The sequence below is a fragment of the Paenarthrobacter aurescens genome, from assembly GCF_041549525.1.
Classification (GTDB): Bacteria; Actinomycetota; Actinomycetes; order Actinomycetales; family Micrococcaceae; genus Arthrobacter; species Arthrobacter aurescens.
In genome coordinates, this window is the sequence record NZ_CP157456.1 from 2,715,290 (window position 1) to 2,737,375 (window position 22,086).

Genomic DNA, 22,086 nt, shown 5'->3' on the forward strand with positions numbered 1-22,086 from the left:
CCTGCGGCTGTGAGTGATCACGGCAGAACACCGGGCCAATTTTCAGACTTATGCCGCGCGCTAAGGAGCAAGCCAAGACCATGACAGCAGGAACTTCCGTGGCTACCGCCCAGCGACCACCGGTTGCCCGGCGCCGCTACTTCTTGCAGCACGACTGGCACTGGGGCATTATCACTGCCGCCATAGCCGCCGTTGCCTCCATCATTCCCAGACTCTTCAATCCCACGTTCTACTACTGGGATGACATGATGCAGTCCTTCCTCCCGTTGTGGCGGCACATGGGTGAGGAGATTCGTTCCGGCCGTTTCCCCTTGATGGAGCCCGGCGGCTGGGTAGGCGGCAACATCGTGGCCGAGGTTGGCTACGGCATTTTCAACCCGGTAAACATCGTCAACTCGGTCATCGTTTCAAACTTCGAGAACCTGTCCCTGGCGAGCTACTTCATCATCGTCCAGTTCATCGCGTTGCTGGCGTTCGGTACGTTCATGCTGGCCCGCGACTATGGGTCCAACCGGCCGCTTGCCCTGGCCGCCGGCGTAGCTATCCCCTTCAGCGGATTCACACTCTTCTATGAAGCAGCCCGCTGGCCAGGCGGCCTGATGGCCTTCGCCTGGATTACCGTTTTCTGGTGGTCAGTCCGACGCTACGCCCGTCGGAACACATCGCCCTTCCTGCCGTTCCTGCTGGGCTTCCTCACCATGACTGCCGGTAACCCGTACGGTGCCATAGGCGTTATTCTCGTCCTCGCTGCAGTCGCGATTGAACTGATGCTCATGAGGCACTGGCGCAGGCTGATTCCGATCGTCATCGTCGGCGCCTTGGTGGGTCTAACCGCCGTCTTGGTCTACTTCCCGTTGCCTCTAAGCTCTGCCGTGACCGTACGCCAGCAGAACGAAATCCTGAATGACCTCTTCCTTTCCCCGGATATGTCATCGCTGCTGACAATGAGCACATCCTCCATGAGGCCTCGAATCAACAACTTCTGGGCTCCCATCGATAACGTGCCCTCCAGTTACCTGGCGTGGTTTGTCCTGCCGTTGCTTCCATGGCTTGATTTCCGCAGCTTCAGGAACCGTTCACGCCAAATATTCAGCATTTACATCATCACAGGCATCTACTTCCTGCTCACTTTCGCTCCCTCCCAGGTTCTTGTTTTCCGTTGGCCGATCCGACTCATCGAATATGTGTACCTCGGCGTCATCGTTCTCGTTGCAGTGGTGGCCTCAGCTGGTCTGAAAACCACCTCCTGGAAGAAACGGTTGTTTATCACCGTTGCCATTCTTGGGTTTGGAACGTACCGGGCCTGGTCCATGGTGCCCGACGGCGGTAAATGGCAGGTCTTCACTCTCGCCGTGACACTCGTTCTGGTGGGCTTGGCCGTCCTTGGCTGGAAGCGGTTTGGCTACCGGGGACTTGCAGCAGTGATGGTGGTTGGAACAATCGCTACCCTCGGAATGCAATCCAGGCAATTCGTCCCCAACAATGCCGTTGCCGGCATCGGTTCCCCCGTGGACGCGGACACACTCCGTGACTCCACGAGCAACTACCGGGGCAACACAATTCAGATCTTCAACACCATGAAGATTACGGGCGAGGAATTCACTGAGGGCCGCCTGCTCTACGGCAACCAGATCCTCAATGCCGACGTCAATAACAGCATGGGCCGTTACAGCGGAATCAGCTTCACCACGTACGTCAATGCCTTGTGCATGAACTACCGGGGTGAAACCTGCCCGCTGGCTTACACGGAACTGTTCAAGCAAGCCTCCGGTGAAATAAATGCCACGCTTGCGGACGTCCTTCAAGTCGAAACCGTGGCCGTGCAGAAGACCATGATCGCCCCTGACCAGCTCAACGTTGCCCCGGGTTGGTCCATTGTGGCCTCCGATGAAACCAGGACAATCCTTCAGCGGGAAAACCCCTTGCCCTACCCGGGCACTGTCTCTTGGGCCGCCGATGGCATCACGGTCAAGGAGTCCGTCAGGGACGGCAACGATGAACACATCACCCTCTCCGGAGATGGCACCGCCGGGAAGTTGACCCTTGCCCGCCTCGCGTGGCCCGGTTACACCGTCACGGTAGATGGGGAACCGCAAAAGCTCACGCAGGGTCCGGCCGGAGTAATTCTGGTGGATGTCCCGGCAGGAGCCACATCGGTTGATGTAACGTTCACGACGCCGGGTCTCACCATGGGCCTCGCGGCCCAAGCAGCCGCTTGGTTCGGAATTCTGGTCTTCACTGTTTTCCACTACGTTCGCCGGCATCGCCGCAAGGCGACGGAAGAACAGGCAGTCCCAGCGCCTGCTGAGAAGGTTTCCGTGTAGCCGGTCCGGTATCGTCCGTAAGGCTGCAGGACCCGGAAGAGCGTCCATCCCCAAGGATGGACGCTCTTCTTGTGTTCCCGCTGCATGGCGGGCTCGGGCAGCTCTGGTGGTACCCTCCAAGACGGCCTTGGCCCCGCACAATGAAGGCCACCGCTCATCCTCCGGAGAGGACGTGTGGTGGCCTTCGCTGCGCTTCGTGGGATCACATGCCGATGATCGCCTTAGTTGCTGTCCCTCAACCAAGCAACAGCCTGGTCAGCCGGGCCTTCGAACTGCACCGTACCGGAAGCAAGGACTACTCCCCTGTCGCAGATACGCGAGATCATGTCGAGATCGTGGCTCACCACAACCAAAGTCCGTCCTTCATCCGAAAGTTGCTTAATCTTGGCCAAGCACTTTTTCTGGAACGGTTCGTCGCCAACGGCCAGAATCTCATCCACAAGGAAAATATCCGGCTGCGTGTGAACAGCCACGGCGAAGGCCAGCCTCAGAAACATGCCGGAGGAATAGAACTTCACTTCGGTGTCTATGAACTGCTCAATCTCGGAAAAAGCAACGATCTCATCGAACTTCTCGTTAATTTCCTGCTCAGTCATTCCCAGGATCGCGGCATTAAGGAAGACATTTTCACGCCCGGACAGATCCGGGTGGAAGCCGGCGCCAACTTCGATGAGCCCGGCCACACGGCCCTTTGTACGGACTGTTCCCTTGTCCGGCAGGATGACTCCGGATATGAGTTTCAGCAGCGTGGACTTTCCCGAGCCGTTGAAACCCAGCAGGGCCACGGTTTCGCCGGGCTGAATCTCGAAGCTCACATCATGGAGGGCATCGAACTTCTTGCTGAGATCACTTTTCCGGCCTTTCACCAACCACACGAGCGTCTCCTTGAGGGAGTGCGAATGGCGAAGATTGAACGTCTTCTTAAGGCCCTTGACGATTATCGCGGCGCCCATCTAGACCTCCTGCGCAAAGTGGCCCTCAAGTCGTCGGAAGACGAGTTGGCCGATGATAAGGAACAACGCTGCCATGCCGAGGCCGATGAGTCCGGTCCACATCAGATGCGGGGGCAATTCGACCGGACGATCCACAGTGGGATACCAGAACGCCCAGTGGAACAATTCCACCGCCACAGTGATCGGGTTGAGCTGGTAGATCACCAACACCCACTCAGGGGCCAACCGGCGAATCATTGTCCAGTCATAGAGCACCGGCGATGTCCAGGTAACGATCATCATCAACATGTCGACGATGTTCTCTGCGTCGCGGAAGAACACATTGATGGCCCCGGCCAAGAGGCCCAAACCAGTTGCTGTTACCGCCACGATCACGAAGCCCAAAGCAGCTCCAATGAGCTGCATGATGTCCGGCTTCCACCCGTTCAGCAGCGCGGCCGCCAACAAAACCACCAGTTGAGGGAGAAAATGAACCGCTGCTACCCACACTGAGGCAACCGGGAACAGTTCCCTTGGCAGATAAATCTTTTTGACCAAGGCCGCGTTGGAGACAATTGATCTCGTTGCATTCGAGAACGCCTCAGAGAAGAAATTGATGACGATGACGCCGGAGAACATGTACAGCGCATAGTTGGGGATCTGATCCCCCACGCGGAGCACAATTCCCAAGGCGAAGAACAGTACAACGTACTGAACCAGCGGCTTGACGTAGGACCAGGCAAGGCCAAGGACAGAGCCCCGGTACCTTACGCGGAGTTCCTTGCGAACTATCAACTTAAGGAGGTAGCGGCGCCGATATACGTCCAGCAGCCCCGCACCTACCCCGGGAACAGCATATGTTTCAGTGGAAGTCGTCATTGCTACTTGCTGGGCTCCGAAGCTTCGAACGTTTCCCGCCAGGATTCCATGGAAGTAATCTCAGGAAGCGCTTCGCGGTACTGAGCCCTCAGCGTCTCCCAGTTGGAGAAAAGCTGAGCGTGCAGTTTGGCCGATTCGACCACCAGCTGCCGGGCCATTTTGGGGTCCCGCAAATGCCAGGAAGCGCCTGTGCCGTCCGCGTTGGACACTACGGCACTGTCCAGGTGAGCCAAGCTCCACCACTTGCCATCCTGATGGGCTACGTGCGCCTCAGGATTGGCTTTGGCAGTATCACGCACCGGGGCAAGCGTTTGCTTGAGGACAGTCTTCACTGCCCACGGAAGCAGGCCCAGAGGACCAGGCTGCTTGTAGGACTGAGGCTTCTTGGGAGGACGCTTGCGGAAGACCTCCGGGAACGCTGCAGGGTCTGTCTTGACCTGCGAGTCCGGGAACTCCTCACGCATGGCACGGAGTTTGGGCATGGTGGTGGGCAACTGCTTGTGAAGGTTGCCCGGTCCTGCAAGGACATCGCGCAGAGCCATCACGCGGGCCTGCTCCGGGTAGTACTGCATGGACACCAGGTGCTTGACGTCCGTGTTCAAGCTCTCCCGCAAAATGCGCCCGCCCTTGGGGAACGGGGAGTGCAGGAGAGTGGCGATGAGACGGTTGCGCTCGTGGTAGTAAGCCTGCCAGTCCACGGAATCGTCCTTGTCGGCCCACGAGACATGCCAGACTGCTGCTCCCGGGAAGGTGACAGTGGGGAATCCCGCTGCGCGGCCTCGGAGGGAGTATTCAGCGTCATCCCACTTGATGAACACCGGAAGGGACAGGCCGATGGTTTCAACAACGGTCTTGGGGATGAGGCACATCCACCAGCCGTTGTAGTCTGCGTCCCAACGACGGTGCAGCTGCGGAGTGGAGCGCAGACCTGCGTTGGAGAAGTCGTGATTACCAAGTCCTTCCACCGGTCCCCAAAGGAACCGATAAAAGTTCACTACCTCTGAGTACGCGTGAAGGACGGATTTGTTGTACATGTCGAACATGTGGCCACCAACAATGGTCGGCTTGCGGCAGAGGTCGGCAAACGCCACCGCCCGCATCACACCTTCCGTTTCCAGCTCGATGTCGTCGTCCAGCAGCATGACGTAGTCGCTCTTGTCAGAAACGACCATCTCGTACATGTTGCGGGCAAATCCGCCCGAACCGCCCAGGTTGCCCTGGTTGATGATTCGGAGTTGGTCACCCATGGACTCAGCGACGGTATCGAAGCCGGCTTCGTCGGCCACCTTCTTGTTGCCCTGGTCCACGATGATGAGTTCGGCAAGTATTTCCCGAAGGCCTGCGTCGGCATCGATGGACTTGATGGTCTCGAGGCAGTAATCGGCACGATTGAATGTTGTGACGCCAAGTGTCACACGACCCTGGGGGCGGCCCTCATCGGGGACAGCCCAGTGAGCGCTCTTGAGCGTCATTCCGTCGCCGCCTGCAATGAGGTCGAACCAGTACCAGCCACCATCTCCAAAGGGAGCCAAGGTCAGATCGAACTCATTGGTGGATGAGCCCTCCACCAGAATCGAGTCAACGCGCTGAGCAGCGCCACGGGCGTTGGAACGGTACACGATGACCGTTCCCTCTCCCTCGGTTTCAATGTGGAGCACAGTCTTTTCAGCAATGGTCCATTTGCGCCAGTAACTGGCAGGGAAAGCATTGAAATAGGAACCGAACGAAAGTCGCTCACCGCGACGGACCTGAACGGAGCCCCGCCCCAGGATGTCCTCCGGGTGGAGTTTCCGTGCCATGCCAATCGCCTGGACATCGGCGCTTCCGCCGCTCCTTTGGACCTTGTTGGTATCAGGATCCACATACAGCGGCAGTGTGTCGAGGTCGCGGTTGGCAGGAAAAATTATGCGCTGGACAATCCGCAGGTTCTGTTCCGTCGATGCCGGGGTTTCAGCGGCAGTAGTGGCCGTCATGGCAGTCTCCTGGCTTTCGTTTGTTGTAGCGGTCATGCGTCCACTCCCCCGCTTTCAAGCTTGGCGCCGCCGGTGAAGTGCGGCTTGATCTTGTTGTCGTACATGGACAAAGCCGAACCGATGGCCATGTGCATGTCCAGGTACTTGTAGGTTCCAAGGCGGCCACCGAACAGAACCGACTTCTCGCCCTTGGCAAGATCCCGGTAAGCCAGCAGCTTCTGGCGGTCCTCAGAAGTGTTCACCGGGTAGTAGGGCTCGTCGCCCTTTTCAGCAAAGCGTGAGAATTCACGCATGATAACGGTGGCGTCCTTGGTGTAATCACGCTCGGGGTGGAAGTGGCGGAACTCGTGGATCCGCGTGAACGCAGCATCAGCATCCGGGTAGTTCATGACAGAACAGCCTTGGAAGTCCTCGATCGGCAGGACCTCCTCTTCGAGATCGATGGTGCGCCAGGAGAGATCGCCTTCGGCGTAGTCGAAGTAGCGGTCCACCGGACCCGTGTAGATGACCGGCACCTGACCGAGGACAGAAGAGCGGCCAAACTCGCCGTCGTCGAAGAAGTCTGTGTTCAGGACTACCTCAATGTTCGGGTGATCCGCCATGCGTTCAATCCATGCGGTGTAGCCGTCTACCGGGAGACCCTCGTAGGTGTCATTGAAGTACCGGTTGTCGTAGTTGTAGCGCACAGGAAGCCGCGAAATGATCTCGGCGGGCAGGTCCTTCGGATCCGTCTGCCACTGCTTACCCGTGTAGTGCTTAATGAATGCCTCATAGAGGGGGCGGCCGATGAGTTGGATGCCCTTGTCATTGAGGTTCTGGGGATCGGTACCCGCCAGCTCGCCGGCCTGTTCGGCAATGAGTGCCTTTGCCTCCGTGGGGCTCATTGCCGAGCGGAAGAACTGGTTGATGGTGCCCAGGTTAATGGGCATGGGGTACACCTCACCCTTGTGGCTGGTGTACACCTTGTGCTGGTAGTTGGTGAACTTGGTGAACCTGTTCACGTATTCCCAAACACGTTCATTCGAGGTGTGGAAGAGGTGGGCGCCGTAGCGGTGTACCTCGATTCCGGTCTTCGCCTCATTCTCGCTGTAGGCGTTTCCACCAATATGGTGGCGGCGATCGAGCACCGCAACCTTCAGCCCCAACTCGGTAGCGGCGCGTTCTGCAATGGTCAGGCCAAAGAAACCCGAGCCGACGACGACGAGATCAGCGTTCACAAACTCTCCTGTGTATTGGCGTGCGGGCACAGAGATGCCCACGTCTACTGGTCAAGGCTACCCGACGTTACGATCGTTCCCCGATTCGGCGGTTCACAGCATCAGTGCAGCAATTGTCCGAAAAAAAGAACGGGAGGCTTGGCTTAGAGCCGGCCTCCCGTTCAATACTGCTGAAAGAACAAAGTCAGAGCGAGATCACAGAGCCTGTACCTGCGGACTCGAGCACAGCCTCAGCAACGCGAAGGGTTTCAAGACCTTCGGCCATTGTGACAATGTTCATGGACTTTCCGAGCACAGCGTCCCGGAATGCCTCGTGCTCCATTTTGAGCGGTTCGCGCTTTGCCAGGGCAAAACGCGTGGACGAACCCTCGGAAACGCCGCGGAAAGCGGCGACGGAGTCCCAGTCGGTCTGGAAAGTGCCATTCTCGATGAATGTCAGGTCCGCCGAGATGGTATCGGCAATATATGCACCCCGTTCGCCCAGAACCACAGTTGTGCGCTCCTTCATGGGCGAGAGCCAGTTGACGATGTGGTTGGTGACCACGCCGCTCTTGAGATGGCCAATGGCGGTGACCATGTCCTCGTGTTCGCGGCCGCTTCTGGAAGTGGTGTGCGCAACGACGTTCACGAAGTTGCTCTGTGCAAGCCAGGCTGTGAGGTCGATGTCGTGGGTCGCCAGGTCCTTGACCACACCAACATCCGCGATGCGGGAAGGGAACGGGCCTTGCCGGCGAGTGGATATTTGGTAGACCTCGCCCAGATCGCCGTTGCCGAGCCGTTCGCGCAGGCTTTGCAATGACGGGTTGAATCGCTCAATGTGGCCTACTGCCCCAATCAATCCCCTTGAGTCAAAAGCCTCGGCGATACGACGGCCTGACTCGGAGTCGTTGGCAATGGGCTTTTCCACCAGGCAGTGCACACCGGCTTCAGCAAGTTGCAAGGCAACTTCTTCGTGAAGCACGGTCGGCACTGCGGCTACGGCCATGTCGATTCCCTGCTCAATGAGCTGTTCAACCGAACTGCAGACCTCGAGTCCGCTGGCTACGTTGTGAGGATCTCCGAAGGAGTCAGCCACCGCTACGAGGTCCACGCCTTCGAGCTCGCGGATAACGCGGGCGTGGTGGCGGCCCATCATCCCCAGTCCGATGAGGCCTGCACGCAGATTTGCCACTAGCTTCCTGCCTTTGCGATGGCGTTGACCGCCGAAACAATACGGTCAAGATCGTCCTGGCTCAGCGACGGGTGAACCGGGAGCGACAAGACGCTGGCCGCGGCTTCCTCGGTAACAGGCAAGTCATCGGAGGTCTGGAAAGGAGCGAGGCGGTGGTTCGGGATGGGGTAATACACGCCACAGCCCACGTTGTATTCCTCACGCAGGGCCTTGGCGAAACCGTCACGGTCCTCAGCGATGCGGATGGTGTACTGGTGGTACACGTGCTCGTAGCCTTCAGAGACCTTGGGGGTCACTACGCCTTCAATGTTGGCGTCGAAGAAGGCAGCGTTCTCCTGGCGGGTCTTGGTCCAGGCATTGATCTTGGTCAACTGCACGCGACCAATGGCAGCGTGAATGTTGGTCATGCGGGCGTTGAAGCCAACAAGCTCATTTTCGTATTGGCGCTCCATGCCCTGGTTACGGAGCAGCCGGAGGCGGCGCTCGACGTCGGAGAGGCCCGTGCTGACCATGCCACCTTCGCCGGAGGTCATGTTCTTAGTGGGGTACAGGCTGAACATGGCGAAGTCGCCGAAGGTACCCACTTTTCGGCCATTGACGGCCGCACCGTGCGCTTGGGCGGCATCTTCGAAGACCTTTACGCCGTGCTTGGAAGCGACTGCCCCGATTCCATCGACGTCAAAGGGGTGCCCGTAGAGGTGAACGGGCATAATGGCAGCCGTTCGTTCCGTGATTTTCGATTCAACGGATGCGGGATCAAGAGTGTAGTGATCCAGGTCGACGTCAGCGAAGACAGGAGTCGCTCCCGTCAGAGCCACGGAGTTGGCCGTGGCAGCGAAAGTAAAGGAAGGAACAATCACTTCGTCGCCGGGACCGATGCCGGCAGCCAGGAGGCCAAGGTGGAGGCCTGACGTACCGGAGTTGACTGCTACTGCAGCCCTGCCGTCGAGGAGTACCTGCGAGAATTCCTGCTCAAAGGACGCGACCTCCGAGCCCTGCGCGAGTTGGCCGGAGGCCAGGACAGCTTCTACCGCCTTGCGCTCGTCATCACCAATGATGGGTTTAGCGGGGGGAATGAATTCGGGGCTCATGCCTCTACCTCTCGAAGGGTCTCGTTCTGTTCAACATATGTGGCGCCGGTCTCGGGGCATACCCAGTTTTCGCCTTGGCGCTGCAGCGGGAAACCGGCTTTTCCAACCCAACCGTGGCGTTTGGCCGGAACTCCGACCATCAGGGCAAAGTCAGGGACGTCCTTGGCGACAACAGCGCCGGCAGCCACTGTGGCCCATCGTCCGATGGTCACCGGAGCGACGCAGACGGCACGGGCACCGATGGATGCACCTTCACGAATGGTGACACCAACGGGTTCCCAATCGTGAGCGCTCTTCAATCCGCCATCCGGGCTAACCGCCCGGGGGTAAGTATCGTTTGTGAGTACCACAGCCGGGCCAATGAAGACGCCGGCCTCCAGTACCGCGGGCTCGTAGACAAGTGCATAGTTCTGAACTTTGCAGTTGTTCCCCATCTTGACTCCGGTGCCAATATAGGCCCCGCGTCCTACGATGCAATTGATGCCTAATTCGGCCTGCTCGCGGACTTGGGCAAGATGCCAAATCTTTGATCCATCACCAATTACCGCCTCGTCTGAAACATCGGCGCTCTCTGCAACCACTATCACCGGTGAAGGTCCTTCCTCATTGAGCACACGCGACAACGAGATTCATCTTAGCTGAGACACCAAGCCGCGGTGTCAAGGGTGCCCGCGTGTGAGTTCAGGCTGAGTTTTCCACATAGGCAACAATCGCCCCTGCCCCAAGGTTCGCAGCGCCGTAGCGTAATTCACATCAACTGCGGAAATTGTCTCCGCACTTTGTTGACTCCGCACAGTGAAGGGGAGGAACCCATGGCCTTGGAGTGCACCCTGGTGCGCGCCCCCGGTGCTGTTGAAACAACGGAACCGGAGGAACTCAGCGTCGCAGTCCCGGCCGGCACCTCCGGCACACATGTACAGCAGCTTCTGACAGCAGCACGTGGTACGGGCTTCCTCTGCGTCGAAGGGCGAGCGCTGAACACCCTAACGGTGGGAGAGCCACCTTTGGTTTCAGGGGCCGTTCTCGTCGATGATGGGCCGCCACGTCGAGAAGATCCTCCCCACCGACGAAATAACTTCCCGGCCTCTCCCCTGATGCTGCTCACCCACTCAGGTCCCGGCGCCGGCTCCATCTTCAGAATCCAACGAGGCTCACACCGAATCGGCAGGGCTTCGGCTGAAATTGCCGTGGCCGACCCCGGCATGTCCAGGGAACACGCCATTCTGGAAGTGTCCGGTACAGCCGTCGCGCTGAGGGCGGCGGACCGCGCAAAGCCGGTTTTCGTGGACGGCCGGTCCACAAAGCGCTCTTTGTTGACGGCCTCCTCCACTGTTGAATGCGGAAACTCCACCTTCACCGTAATCACGGACAGTAGCCCCTGCCCGCAGATCAGCGGTGCTGCGGGGCTGTCCGTTGAGGCACCACGTGAAGTACGTCATACACGTCGCCATGGCAACCGCTTGGCCATGGCCTTGGCGGCGGGACTGCCGTTGCTTGCTGGAATCGGCCTCTCCTTGGCTACGGGCATGTGGATGTACTTGGGATTCACGGCAATATCGGCCATTAGCCTTCTCGTCCCGTTGATTGCAGGCCGGAAGGGCCGCCTTGAGGGAAAACTGGCACTTGGGCGGGCAGTTCAGGAGGACATCAAACGCCGACGCCGATGCTCACCATCGGCAGCAGAGATCATTTTGGCAGTTCATGACTCTTCGGAACGTGGCCGCTCGCCAGTGGAACAGGGGGCAAGGGAGCCAGTGGTTGAGGAGGCAAACGCCACCAGACTCCCGGCTCCGGCAGCCGAAGCCGAACCAGGTGGGCATGATGTTTGGCTCCGGCTGGGAATCACGCAATCAGTGGCCAACATTCAACTCGTTCCCGCGGATCCACACTTTCGGCAGCCGCCTATTGGGGCCGCCCCGATGACTTTGAATCCCGGGTATCCCGAAGTGGCGGTTTGTGGACAGCCCCACCATGTGGACGGCCTGCTGCGTTTTTTCTTGATGCAGCTGGCCAGCTTTCCCTCTGCCGCCCAGACGCCTGTCATTGTTTTCGGGAAGCTGGAGAGGTTGCCATTGAGTGCACGGTTTCTCCACCAGGTGACGCTGACGGACTGCCCCAGCACCGCCCTTGCCGCGCTTCAGCAAGCAAACGGGTTGGGCACGGGAAAGCTGTTCATGGTTGATGATCTTCTTCCTCAGGACGAGGAATCGTGGTTGCCCCTCGTGAAGGCCGCTCGATCCGCCCGTTGGCAATTGATCCGATGCTCCCTCACGCCGGCACCTTCCGCGGCGGTCATCGTACTTTCACCTACGGGAACTGCAGGCTACCTGGAGGCCGGCAACCATCGCCGCCCCTTCGTACCGGATCTGGTTTCAGCAGAAGTTTTCGATGGCTTTTGCCGCAAGAGAGCTGCCTCAAATTCAGAAGAAAGGGCCAGCGCGGGCGCAACTGTTCCCCAGGCTTGTTCACTCGCCGATCTGCTCCCCCACGGGCAGCGCAGAGTACTCCGCCGATGGGCCGAGATGTCCGGGCACACCGGCCCTGCCGCCGTGCTGGGAGCGAGCCGTGGCGGTGAGGTGACTTTTGATTTCACGCTCGATGGCCCGCATCTTTTGGTCGCCGGAACCACGGGCTCCGGCAAATCCGAGCTCCTTAGGACGCTGGTGGCGTCCATGGCGCTACGTCATTCTCCGGATCACACAACGTTTCTGTTCTTTGACTTCAAGGGTGGATCGGGCTTGCAGCCTTTAGTAAGCCTGCCGCACTGCGTGGGGCTTCTGACGGATCTCGCCAAGCACCACTTGGAGCGCGCCCTTGTTTCGCTCCGTGGAGAGATCCGGTACCGAGAAGAGTTATTCGCCGCGGCCAGTGTTTCTGATCTTGCGCAGTATCGGAGCGCAGCCTCCCCCACCGACCCAAAGGTGCCGTTTCTGGTCCTGGTGATTGATGAATTCCGCATGTTGGTAGATGAAGCACCGAACAGTCTCCGCGAGCTCATGCGCATCGCCACCATCGGGCGTTCCCTGGGCATTCATTTGGTGATGGCCACCCAACGCCCTCAGGGGGCTTTGACCGCCGATATCCGGGCAAACGTCACCTCAAGCATCTCCATGCGTGTGCAAACGGAGGCAGAATCCATGGACATCATCAACACGAAAGCCGCCGCAACCATAAAGGTGAGCACGCCGGGCCGGGCCTTTCTTGCGAAAGCTTCCAGTAGCCCTGAAGAGTTCCAAACAGCCTCCCTCTCGCCCCATGTCACCGTACCCGCCTCAGGGCTTGGGAGTTCCCCGCAGGCGGTGCAGTCAGCGTCGCAGGCTTTGCAGCGTCGGCCCACAGTCAGCAGGAACGCGGAAAGTCAGGCAGGCTCCCTCCTGGACACTGGACCTGAATGCGTGGTTTCAACGGTCCGCAGTGCTTGGCATGCGCTTGGAAAAGCCCTGCCCAAACGTCCAATTGCCTTGCCCTTGCCAGCGTCGATTCCTTGGCGGGAACAGGTTTCCGAGCCGGACAACGCCCGCGCCTCCAGGGAGGGCAGACGGGCTGTGGGACCCCTGGCTCTAGTGGACAGGCCTCATCGCCAGACGATGGAGCCGCTGCTGTGGTCCCCTTCCGAAGACGGCCATCTGGCAATGATCGGCGGCGAGTCCAGCGGCATGCGCGAGTGTTTCATGGCTACCTCGGCCATGCTTGCTACCCGTGAACCTCAGCCCCACCTCTATATCCTCGATGCCACGGGGACGTTTGGCCACCTCGGCGACGAAGTTCGGATCGGTGCTGTGGTAGGACTTCATCAACTGCAGTTGGCTGCACGGGTCTTGCAACGCCTCATCGGAGAAATGGAACACCGACGAACCCCTGGAGCACTTAAGACCGGGAATTCGCCCCTGGTGTTGATTGTGGCCGGGTGGTGTTCGTGGGCTGCTGCCCTACGGACGGGGCCTTTTGCATACGCGGAAGGGATCCTGCAGGACATCGTGAGGGACGGCAGTTCCCTCGGTGTCACTGTCCTCATCTCAGGGGAAAGGGAGCTCGTCAGCTCACGTTTCTTTGCCGGAATACAGAACCGCGCGTATTTCCCCTCAGGATCCAGTGAAGAGTCCAGATTCCACTGGCCACGAATCCCTGACGTGGATTCACTTCCCGGGCGGGCCGTCCTGATGGGGAAGTTCGCTCAGGACGACGGTACGGTGGCCCAGTTTCGCACTGCTCCAGTGAATGAGCGGTGGCCGTTCGATCACCTTGCCCCATCCGATCCGCCGTTCCGGGTAAGGCCACTCCCTGGCCTTCTTCTTGCCCATGATTTCCGGGCTCTGCTTCCACTGGCGGAAGTACTTGCAGAATCCTGCGCCGAAATCGATACCGGCTTGGCCGAGCCCCTAGCCGTTTGCGACCGGGTGGGGTCGCCAGTGTGGATTGGGGTCGGAGGGGATGAAGCCGTTCCGGTGTCCATGCCGTTGCGCAAAAACGGAGTCAGCACCATTCTTGGCGGTCCTCGTTCTGGAAAGAGCTCGGCGCTGGCAGCGCTACAGGCATTGAATCCATCGGTTCCCTGGGTGGTCCCACCGGATGCGTTGATGGCTGGCGACTTCTGGGTTTCAGTTGCACGCGAAGCAGCATCGGGCAGTCTTGAACCCAACAGCATCCTGCTCGTGGACGACGCCACTTCTTTGGATCCCCAAGGTCGCCAGGCCTTGGCCGACTTGGTGGGAAGGGTCCGCTGCATCATTCTGGCGGCATCACCAAGTCCATCTCTTGCTCTCCATCTTCCCCTTGCAAAGGAAGCGCAGGCCTCCGGAACGGGCTTGGTGCTGGCACCCGGAACGCCCCATGACGGTGACCTCCTCGGAGTGAGGCTTGAAGCCGTTCGGGCGGGGCTCCCGGGGCGTGGCTTTCTCATCAACGGATCGGAGGTCGTGCCATTTCACAGCGTATTCACACCAGATTTTTCCGCACACCCCAAAACCAGCTAACTAGCCGCTCCGGCTCCGGCTCCGGCTCCGGAACTACGTTTACAACGCTGCGGACGATCCCCCGGTATTGGAGGCATAGGCCACAACGTCCTTCTGAAAGAGGAAGACAATCGCAACCAACGCCGGAAGCAGCATGGCCAGTCCTTGCCACACCAGCCCGCCGGTCAAAGTGGGAAAGCCTATGGTGAGAACAAACAATTGGGCCACCAACGCTGCGGCACGCGTCCATCGGTAGCCGCGGAACAGGAAGTGCCCCACGGCGAATAACCAGATGGAGAACGCCAGCAGCAGACCCAGAGTGAAGATCGCTCCCCAAAAAGTCAGCACAGGTGCACCGCTAAGGAGTTCATATGCGTACCAAGCGGCGGCACCGAGGAGAGCGAGGGCTTCGAGGAGGACAACCACGGAAATAATGACAATTCCCAGCGGCGGGCGGGCAGCGCCGGGATTGTTTGCAGCGAGGTTTCCAGTCGGCTCGGAATCATCGCTTCCATCCGGGCCGGGGACGGGCTGGGCTGGGTTTACGGGAGGTCTTGACACACTGGCACACTACCGGACATAGTCATCTAGCAGTGAGGGCACTGGCGGCTGATGTGATGCATCGCTCACGGATTCCGAGCATTTCGACCACTAACACCCCTTGTTTACAAGGCGTTAACATGAAACGCTTGACTCAGACGACCAAGGGGGCCCATGCGGGCCCCTTTCCTTTGGAGCCTCTCGTGAATGTTTTCACAAAAGGCCCTTCTAGTTCTCACGAATGGAGTGACTGATCAGCATGGATTGGCGTAATCGCGCAGCCTGCCTCGACAAGGACCCGGAGCTCTTCTTCCCAGTAGGCAACACGGGACCAGCACTTCTGCAAATCGAGGAAGCCAAAAGCGTCTGCCGCCGCTGCCCCGTCGTGGACACCTGCCTTCAGTGGGCCTTGGAGTCCGGACAGGACGCCGGCGTCTGGGGCGGAATGAGTGAAGACGAACGACGCGCTCTCAAGCGCCGCGCTGCACGCGCACGTCGCGCTTCCTGACCCAAGGATCGAAAAGGCCGCGGACCATATGGTCCGCGGCCTTTTTCGTTGGCTTCTGCTCGCCGGAATCAGCAACCCTCCAAAAAAAGGGTGAGGGCTACGCTCTGGCGAGATTGAGGATAATCTCGACGGCGGTTCCGCCTCCCTCGCGTGGCATCCACCGAATGGAACCTCCAAGCTCACTTGTCACCAGCGTACGAACAATCTGCAACCCCAGCCCCTCGGTGTACTGACCGTCCGGCAGGCCTACGCCATCGTCCGCTATGGTAACGGTCAGGAATTCGTCGTCGCCCTCGCCATCCGCCCTGTCGGCCAGCAACCACACCGTTCCTGTGCGTCCCTCAAGTCCGTGCTCCACGGCATTGGTGACCAGTTCGTTGATGACCAGGGCCAACGGGGTGGCAAAATCGCTGGGCAACTCACCGAACATGCCTGCCCGCTCCGTTCGCACTTGCTGCGACGGAGAGGCGACTTCCGCGGACAGCCGGAACTGGCGTCCAATCAGTTCGTCGAAGTCCACGCTCTGCGTTAACCCTTGCGAGAGAGTTTCATGGACAAGAGCGATAGTTGCGACGCGTCGCATCGCTTGCTCCAGTCCCTGTTTGGCTTCGTCGCTTACCATTCGCCGCGATTGCATACGCAAGAGAGCCGCCACGGTCTGAAGGTTGTTTTTCACCCGATGGTGGATTTCCCGGATCGTGGCGTCCTTGGTAACCAGCTCCATTTCCCTGCGGCGCAACTCGGAGACGTCGCGGCAAAGTACCAGGGCTCCAAAACGGTGCTGTTCATCGCGCAAAGGAATGGCACGAAGTGAAAGGCTGACGCCCCTGGACTCAATCTCACTTCGCCACGGCATGCGTCCGGTCACCACCAAGGGCAAGGTCTCATCCACCATCCGCCGGTCCTTGAGCAGGCCGGCCGTTACCTCCGCAAGGGAACGGCCCTCAAGGGATTCCACTTCACCGAGTCGGCGGAAGGCGGAGACACCATTAGGGCTGGCGTACTGCACAATGCCGTCGGCGTCGAGTCTGATCAGCCCGTCGCCGACTCGCGGCGCGCCTCTACGGGAGCCTGTCGGTGAGGCAAAATCGGGCCAAAGGCCCAACGTTCCCATCCGCAGGAGGTCATAGGCGCATTGACGGTACGTCAATTCCAACCTCGACGGCATACGCGAACTGGACAAGTCCATATGAGAGGTCACAACCGCGAGTGTCCTGCCGTTGCGCACCATCGGCACAGCCTCCACCCTCAGTGCCATCTCGCTGCTCCAGCTCGTTTCACTGGAGCGCTCTATTGATCGGCTGTTCCAGGCCTTATCTACCAGCGGGCGCAGGTCCGAGCGAATGCCCTCGCCCACGAAGTCCGCGTGGAACACCGTATGGGATGTTGACGGACGAACGTGGGCGAGGGCAATGTAGCCGAACTCCGGGTGCGGGAACCATAGAGCAAGGTCCGCGAATGCCAAGTCAGCCACCATTTGCCAGTCACCGACGAGGAGGTGCAGCCATTCGGCATCTCCAGGCCCGAAATCAGCGTGTTCCCTGATGGGGTCTGTAAAGATTGCCACTGCACCTCCATTTGCAACGCCGGGACTGACCCTAGCGTCGAACGATTGACCTCAAGAGCCTTAATGCTACCGACAGGGAAGCCATGTCGTCGGCTTCAAGCGCGTTGACCTCGTCAAACATGGTCTTGGCGCGTCCCAGCTGTTCGGCATTTTGCCCTTCCCACGCCTTGAGGCGATCTTCTGCTACGGCGCCCGGCGCTGTCGACTCAAGTACCGACGTCGTCATATCCGCCACAGTGGAGTACAAGTCATCGCGGAGGGCTGCCCGGGCCAAAGCCTGCCAACGGTCGTCGCGGGGCAAGGAACTGATGCGTTCCAGGAGCGAATCCACATGGAAGCGATTGAACACGGTGTAATAAACGTGCGCGACTTCTTCTACACCTTCATTTCCGGTCTGGGCAATCCGGGCGATGTCCAACAGCGCGTAGCTCTCGAACAACTCGGCCCACCTGGTTGCCAGTTGATCCGGCAGCTCCCAACCGCGGGCTTTCTCCAGCCAACCGGAGATGCGGACCTTATCCTCACCCCGGAGGTATTCCAGCAGCTTGGCCCGCAGAGGAGCGAGCATGGGCTTGAAGGAGGCCACGACGTCGGCAATAGGCTGTGACGCCATCCCCTGCCCCAGCACCCAACGCACTGCCCGGTCAAGCAAGCGCCGAATATCCAGATGGACTTCGCTCCAGTGCTCCGTGGGGAATGAGGCAGGAAGCGCATTGAGCTCAGCCACCATAGGATCGAGGTCGTAGATTTCACGCAGCGCAACAAATGCCTTGGCTACGGCTACCTCGTTGGCTGAGGTTTCTTCGATAGCCCGGAAGGCGAAGGTGATGCCGCCGAGGTTGATGATGTCGTTAGCTACTACTGTGGCAATGATTTCGCGCCGCAGCGGGTGAGTATCCAATTCGGCATCGAACTTCTCCCGCAGCTGCTTCGGGAAATAGTCGCGGATGGTGTCAGCAAACCACGGATCATCCGCGAGATTGCTTTCGCGCAACGCCGAAGCGAGCTCGATCTTTGCGTAGGCGGCCAGGACTGCCAGCTCAGGCGAGGTCAGCCCCTGCCCCTGTTCAAGCCTGGCGCGGAGTGTCTCTGTGGTGGGAAGTGCTTCGAGATCGCGTTTGAGGTCCGCGGACTTCTCCAGCCAGTCCATGAGCCGCTCGTAGCTTGGGCTCCAGTCAGCCACCCTTGTGCGGTCGTTGAGAAGGAGGATGTTCTGATCAATGTTGTCCTGCAGGACAAGCCGTCCCACTTCATCGGTCATGTCCGCCAGGAAGCCGGCCCTTTCAGCAGAGTCAAGCTTGCCGGCCGCTACCATGCGGTCAACGAAGATCTTGATGTTGACCTCATGGTCGGAGCAGTCCACGCCCGCGGAGTTATCAATGGCGTCCGTGTTCAGGATGACACCTTGCAGGGCGGCTTCGATCCGGCCTCTTTGCGTCAGTCCCAGGTTACCGCCTTCACCCACAACCTTGACCCTCAGATCACGGCCGTCCACGCGAATGGCGTCGTTGGCCTTATCTCCCACGGCCGCATGGGTTTCGGTGCTGGCCTTGACGTAGGTGCCGATGCCACCGTTGTAGAGAAGGTCTGCCGGCGCCAACAAGATCGCACGAAGAAGTTCCGGCGGGCTGAGCTGGGTGGTCCCGTCAGGAAGTCCCAGCGCCTTGCGTACCTGCTCCGAAACCGGGATGGTCTTGGCCTGACGGGGGTAAACGCCGCCGCCTTCGCTGATGAGCGTCCGGTCATAGTCGTCCCAGGAGGACCGCGGCAGTTCAAAGAGCCTCTGCCGTTCCTCAAACGAAGTTGCAGCATCAGGTGTGGGATCCAGGAAAATATGGCGGTGATCGAACGCAGCCAACAGCCGGATATGGCGGGAAAGCAGCATGCCGTTACCAAAGACGTCCCCGGACATGTCGCCAACGCCAACTACCGTGAACTCTTCAGTCTGGGTGTCCAGGTCAAGTTCGCTGAAGTGCCTCTTGACTGATTCCCATGCTCCGCGCGCAGTGATGCCCATGGCCTTGTGGTCGTAGCCCACCGAACCGCCCGAAGCAAAGGCGTCACCGAGCCAGAAGCCATATTCGGCAGCAAGCCCGTTGGCGGTGTCGGAGAAAGTAGCGGTGCCCTTGTCCGCTGCCACCACGAGGTATGAGTCGTCACCGTCGTGACGGACAACGTCCGACGGCGGCACAAGCGTTTCGCCGTCCGCTGAGGTTACGAGGTTGTCCGTGATGTCCAGCAGGCCCCGGATGAATGTCTTGTAGCTTTCGACTCCTTCAGCCATCCAGGCTGCCCTGTCCACGGCCGGGTTGGGAAGCTTCTTGGCAAAGAAACCTCCCTTGGCGCCGGTGGGGACAATCACGGCGTTCTTGACGGTCTGCGCCTTTACAAGGCCGAGGATCTCGGTCCGGAAGTCCTCCCGGCGGTCGGACCAGCGCAGGCCGCCACGGGCTACCTTCCCGAAGCGAAGGTGCACACCTTCAACTCTGGGTGAGTAAACCCAGATTTCGTACATGGGGCGTGGGAAAGGAAGACCGTCAATGGACGTGGGGTCCAGTTTGAAGCTGAGGTATTCCTTGTTCTGGTAGTAATTCGTGCGGAGGGTCGACTCAATAAGGTTCACGAAGGTGCGCAGGACGCGATCAGCGTCCAACGTGGCCACCTGTTCAATCGACTCCGCGAGGGCAGCGCGCGCTGCAGCCTGACGCTCGGGCCGTTGCTCTTCGGCAACGTTGGGGTCAAATCGCGCGGAGAAGAGCTCGTTGAGCCCCCGCGCTACATCCGGGTTGGCCAGGAGAGTGTCTGCGATAAACCCGAACGAGTTGGTGTTGCCCATTTGCCGCATGTACTTGGCGTAGGCACGCAGTACCACCACTTGACGCCAATGAATGCCTTCGCGGAGCACCAGACGGTCAAAGTTGTCCGACTCGACCAATCCGGTGATGGCTGCGCCGAAGGAATCGCTGAGGAGATCGCCGGTGGCCAAAGGGTCCACGCCCGCCGGGTACTTGAGACCAAGATCGTAGAGGAAGAAGTCGCGATGATCTGAGGTTTCAATCTCGAAGGGCCGCTCATCCAGAACCTCAAGGCCGAGATTGTGGAAGTAGGGCAGGATCTGGCTGAGGCTCTTGGGCTCCATCAAGTACAGCTTGACCCGGGCATCCTCTTCCAGGGCCTCACCGGCACCTTCGGGGAGATAAACGTGGACGCCAGGCCTGGTTTGTTTGGTGACGAGTCCAACGCGCTCTGCCTCCGCTCCATATTTCTCGAAGCGTTCAATGTCTTCAAGGGCATCTTCCACCTCGTAATCCACGCGGTAGCCGGCCGGGAATGCTTCAGCCCACAGCGCAGACAGAACATCAGCATCGGCCGAGGAGCGATGCTCACGGAGGACCTCGGAAATACCTTCGCTCCAAGACCGGGACGCACGCATCAGCCGTTGTTCCAGCTCCTTGACGTCCACTTCGGCGAGTTCAGCTGTGCGGGGCAGGCGGATCCGGAAGAAAACACGAGCCAACGCAGATTCAGTGATCCTGGCCTCGTAGTCAATGCTTTCGGCATGGAATGTCTCGCGGAGTTCCTGCTCAATCCGGAGCCGAACACTGGTGGTGTATCGGTCGCGCGGCAGGTAGACCACTGCGGACATGAAGCGGCCGTAGATGTCAGGGCGCAGGAACAACTTGGTCCGCCGGCGCTCTTGAAGGCGCTGGATCCCGGTAGCAGTGGCGGCAAGATCGGCAATCTCTATTTGGAAGAGTTCGTCTCGGGGGTATGTGTCCAGGATTCCCAAAAGATCCTTGCCCGAGTGCGAGTCAATGGGGAAACCGGCATTGCGGAGCACGGCGTCCACTTTGTCCCGAACGATCGGGATGCTGCGTACTGATCCGGTGTAAGCACTGGTGGCGAACAGGCCGATGAAGCGGCGTTCTCCGTTGACGTTGCCCAGCGCGTCGAAGCTCTTAACTCCGATGTAGTCCAAATAGGCGGGCCGGTGCACAGTAGAGCGGGAATTCGCCTTGGTAATGACCAGTGCGCGCTTTTCCCGTGCACGCTTCCGGCCGGCATCCGTGAGGTGCTGAACCTGTCGCGTGGTGTCGCCTGCGCGCAGAAGCCCCAGTCCGCTGTCTTCCCGGAGCTGAAGAACGTCTTCACCGTTCTCATTGACGAGGTCATATTCGCGGTAACCAAGGAAGGTGAAGTTGCCGTTATCCAGCCAGCGGAGGAGATCCTGCGCCTGCCTGAGTTCGGCCACTTGCTCCGGGTGGGTAACTCCCCCCAGCGCCTCGGCCAGCTCGAGCGCCTTGCTTCGCATCTTGGGCCAGTCCTCCACGGCGGCCCGGACATCGCCAAGGACACGTTGAAGTCCTGCAATCAACTCTTCCCGGGCATCATCACCTACCCGGTCAATTTCCACCGCAATCCAGGATTCCATGTGGGATGCGTTATCGGTATCACCCAGGAGATGGGCCACGCTGGGGAGCGCCGCGGTGTCGCCACTTGAAATGCCGACGTTGGAGGGGACCCTTGAAATATTGGTGAGCTCCCCCGATTCCCGATCCCTCGAGACCACGAACAGCGGATGCATCACCAAGCGGATGGCGCAGTTCTGACGGACAAGTTCTGCGTTGACAGAGTCGACCAGGAACGGCATATCGTCCGTGACAATGTAGACGACGCTTCGCTCCGGTTCGCCGGCAATGTGGACCACGGCGTTACCAGGTTGACGGGACTGGGCAACGTTTCTGTGCGCTGTTGCCCGCGCAATCAGGACTTCAGGCGAATACGCCCGAGCATCCTCCTCTGCGAGGTGTTCATAGTAGTCACCGAAGAACCCTTCACGGACAACTGCTGCATCGGACCGATCCTCCACGCTGGATCCTGACGACATCGACAAACGCCTCCATCACAAGTTGATTGCTGCGACTCTGCAGC

Annotated in this window: 13 protein-coding genes; 3 read left to right on the forward strand and 10 right to left on the reverse strand. The window is 59.5% G+C overall.

Annotation, left to right across the window (positions count from 1 at the left end):
* Window positions 1-80: 80 nt before the first annotated feature.
* Window positions 81-2,324, forward strand: a complete 2,244-nt coding sequence (locus ABI796_RS12580; protein ID WP_141282429.1) for a YfhO family protein — start codon at window positions 81-83, stop codon at window positions 2,322-2,324.
* 221 nt (window positions 2,325-2,545) lie between these two features.
* Here ABI796_RS12580 and ABI796_RS12585 read toward each other — a convergent pair whose 3' ends face one another.
* The 7 genes from ABI796_RS12585 to ABI796_RS12615 all read right to left on the reverse strand — a co-directional run bounded on the left by ABI796_RS12585 (window position 2,546) and on the right by ABI796_RS12615 (window position 10,201).
* Window positions 2,546-3,277 carry an ABC transporter ATP-binding protein gene (locus ABI796_RS12585; protein ID WP_141282427.1) on the reverse strand — a complete coding sequence of 244 codons (732 nt, stop codon included), beginning with the start codon at window positions 3,275-3,277 and terminating at the stop codon, window positions 2,546-2,548.
* The gene (locus ABI796_RS12590) at window positions 3,278-4,135 is read right to left on the reverse strand and encodes an ABC transporter permease (protein WP_170224877.1); all 858 of its coding nucleotides are present in this window, start codon (window positions 4,133-4,135) and stop codon (window positions 3,278-3,280) included.
* Window positions 4,136-4,137: 2 nt separating this feature from the next.
* Window positions 4,138-6,144 carry a glycosyltransferase gene (locus ABI796_RS12595; RefSeq protein ID WP_141282424.1) on the reverse strand — a complete coding sequence of 669 codons (2,007 nt, stop codon included), beginning with the start codon at window positions 6,142-6,144 and terminating at the stop codon, window positions 4,138-4,140.
* Window positions 6,141-7,325: a UDP-galactopyranose mutase gene (gene glf, locus ABI796_RS12600; RefSeq protein WP_141282422.1), complete on the reverse strand. Its 1,185-nt coding sequence runs from the start codon at window positions 7,323-7,325 to the stop codon at window positions 6,141-6,143. The genes ABI796_RS12595 and glf overlap by 4 nt, the downstream gene beginning before the upstream one ends.
* 184 nt (window positions 7,326-7,509) lie before the next feature.
* Window positions 7,510-8,496 carry a Gfo/Idh/MocA family protein gene (locus ABI796_RS12605; protein WP_141282420.1) on the reverse strand — a complete coding sequence of 329 codons (987 nt, stop codon included), beginning with the start codon at window positions 8,494-8,496 and terminating at the stop codon, window positions 7,510-7,512.
* The gene (locus tag ABI796_RS12610) at window positions 8,496-9,587 is read right to left on the reverse strand and encodes a DegT/DnrJ/EryC1/StrS aminotransferase family protein (RefSeq protein ID WP_141282418.1); all 1,092 of its coding nucleotides are present in this window, start codon (window positions 9,585-9,587) and stop codon (window positions 8,496-8,498) included. Before ABI796_RS12610 ends, ABI796_RS12605 begins: the two co-directional genes overlap by 1 nt.
* Window positions 9,584-10,201 carry an acyltransferase gene (locus ABI796_RS12615; protein ID WP_141282701.1) on the reverse strand — a complete coding sequence of 206 codons (618 nt, stop codon included), beginning with the start codon at window positions 10,199-10,201 and terminating at the stop codon, window positions 9,584-9,586. The genes ABI796_RS12610 and ABI796_RS12615 overlap by 4 nt, the downstream gene beginning before the upstream one ends.
* A 198-nt stretch (window positions 10,202-10,399) precedes the next feature.
* On the opposite strand from ABI796_RS12615, the gene ABI796_RS12620 reads away from it, so the two are divergent.
* A complete protein-coding gene (locus ABI796_RS12620; RefSeq protein ID WP_141282415.1) occupies window positions 10,400-14,560 on the forward strand; it encodes an FtsK/SpoIIIE domain-containing protein in 4,161 nt (1,386 codons plus the stop codon).
* 39 nt (window positions 14,561-14,599) lie between these two features.
* On the opposite strand, the gene ABI796_RS12625 is transcribed toward ABI796_RS12620, so the two are convergent.
* Window positions 14,600-15,100, reverse strand: coding sequence for a hypothetical protein (locus ABI796_RS12625; protein ID WP_141282413.1), 501 nt, complete (start codon window positions 15,098-15,100; stop codon window positions 14,600-14,602).
* Window positions 15,101-15,338: 238 nt separating this feature from the next.
* Here ABI796_RS12625 and ABI796_RS12630 point away from each other — a divergent pair, with 238 nt between their 5' ends.
* Window positions 15,339-15,587, forward strand: a complete 249-nt coding sequence (locus ABI796_RS12630; RefSeq protein WP_003804966.1) for a WhiB family transcriptional regulator — start codon at window positions 15,339-15,341, stop codon at window positions 15,585-15,587.
* Between the two features lie 97 nt (window positions 15,588-15,684).
* Here ABI796_RS12630 and ABI796_RS12635 read toward each other — a convergent pair whose 3' ends face one another.
* Entirely contained in the window at window positions 15,685-17,154 is a 1,470-nt protein-coding gene (locus tag ABI796_RS12635) for a sensor histidine kinase (protein WP_141282411.1), read from the reverse strand.
* A gap of 31 nt (window positions 17,155-17,185) precedes the next feature.
* Window positions 17,186-22,042, reverse strand: a complete 4,857-nt coding sequence (locus ABI796_RS12640; protein WP_141282409.1) for an NAD-glutamate dehydrogenase — start codon at window positions 22,040-22,042, stop codon at window positions 17,186-17,188.
* Between the last annotated feature and the right edge of the window lie 44 nt (window positions 22,043-22,086).

What these genes read in the sequence shown, in the direction of transcription:
- ABI796_RS12595 (WP_141282424.1), bottom strand. Translation starts at nt 6,144, where the DNA reads ATGACCGCTACAACAAACGAAAGCCAGGAGACTGCCATGACGGCCACT.
- ABI796_RS12640 (WP_141282409.1), bottom strand. Translation starts at nt 22,042, where the DNA reads ATGTCGTCAGGATCCAGCGTGGAGGATCGGTCCGATGCAGCAGTTGTC.
- ABI796_RS12585 (WP_141282427.1), bottom strand. Translation starts at nt 3,277, where the DNA reads ATGGGCGCCGCGATAATCGTCAAGGGCCTTAAGAAGACGTTCAATCTT.
- ABI796_RS12630 (WP_003804966.1), top strand. Translation starts at nt 15,339, where the DNA reads ATGGATTGGCGTAATCGCGCAGCCTGCCTCGACAAGGACCCGGAGCTC.
- ABI796_RS12590 (WP_170224877.1), bottom strand. Translation starts at nt 4,135, where the DNA reads ATGACGACTTCCACTGAAACATATGCTGTTCCCGGGGTAGGTGCGGGG.
- ABI796_RS12620 (WP_141282415.1), top strand. Translation starts at nt 10,400, where the DNA reads ATGGCCTTGGAGTGCACCCTGGTGCGCGCCCCCGGTGCTGTTGAAACA.
- ABI796_RS12580 (WP_141282429.1), top strand. Translation starts at nt 81, where the DNA reads ATGACAGCAGGAACTTCCGTGGCTACCGCCCAGCGACCACCGGTTGCC.
- ABI796_RS12610 (WP_141282418.1), bottom strand. Translation starts at nt 9,587, where the DNA reads ATGAGCCCCGAATTCATTCCCCCCGCTAAACCCATCATTGGTGATGAC.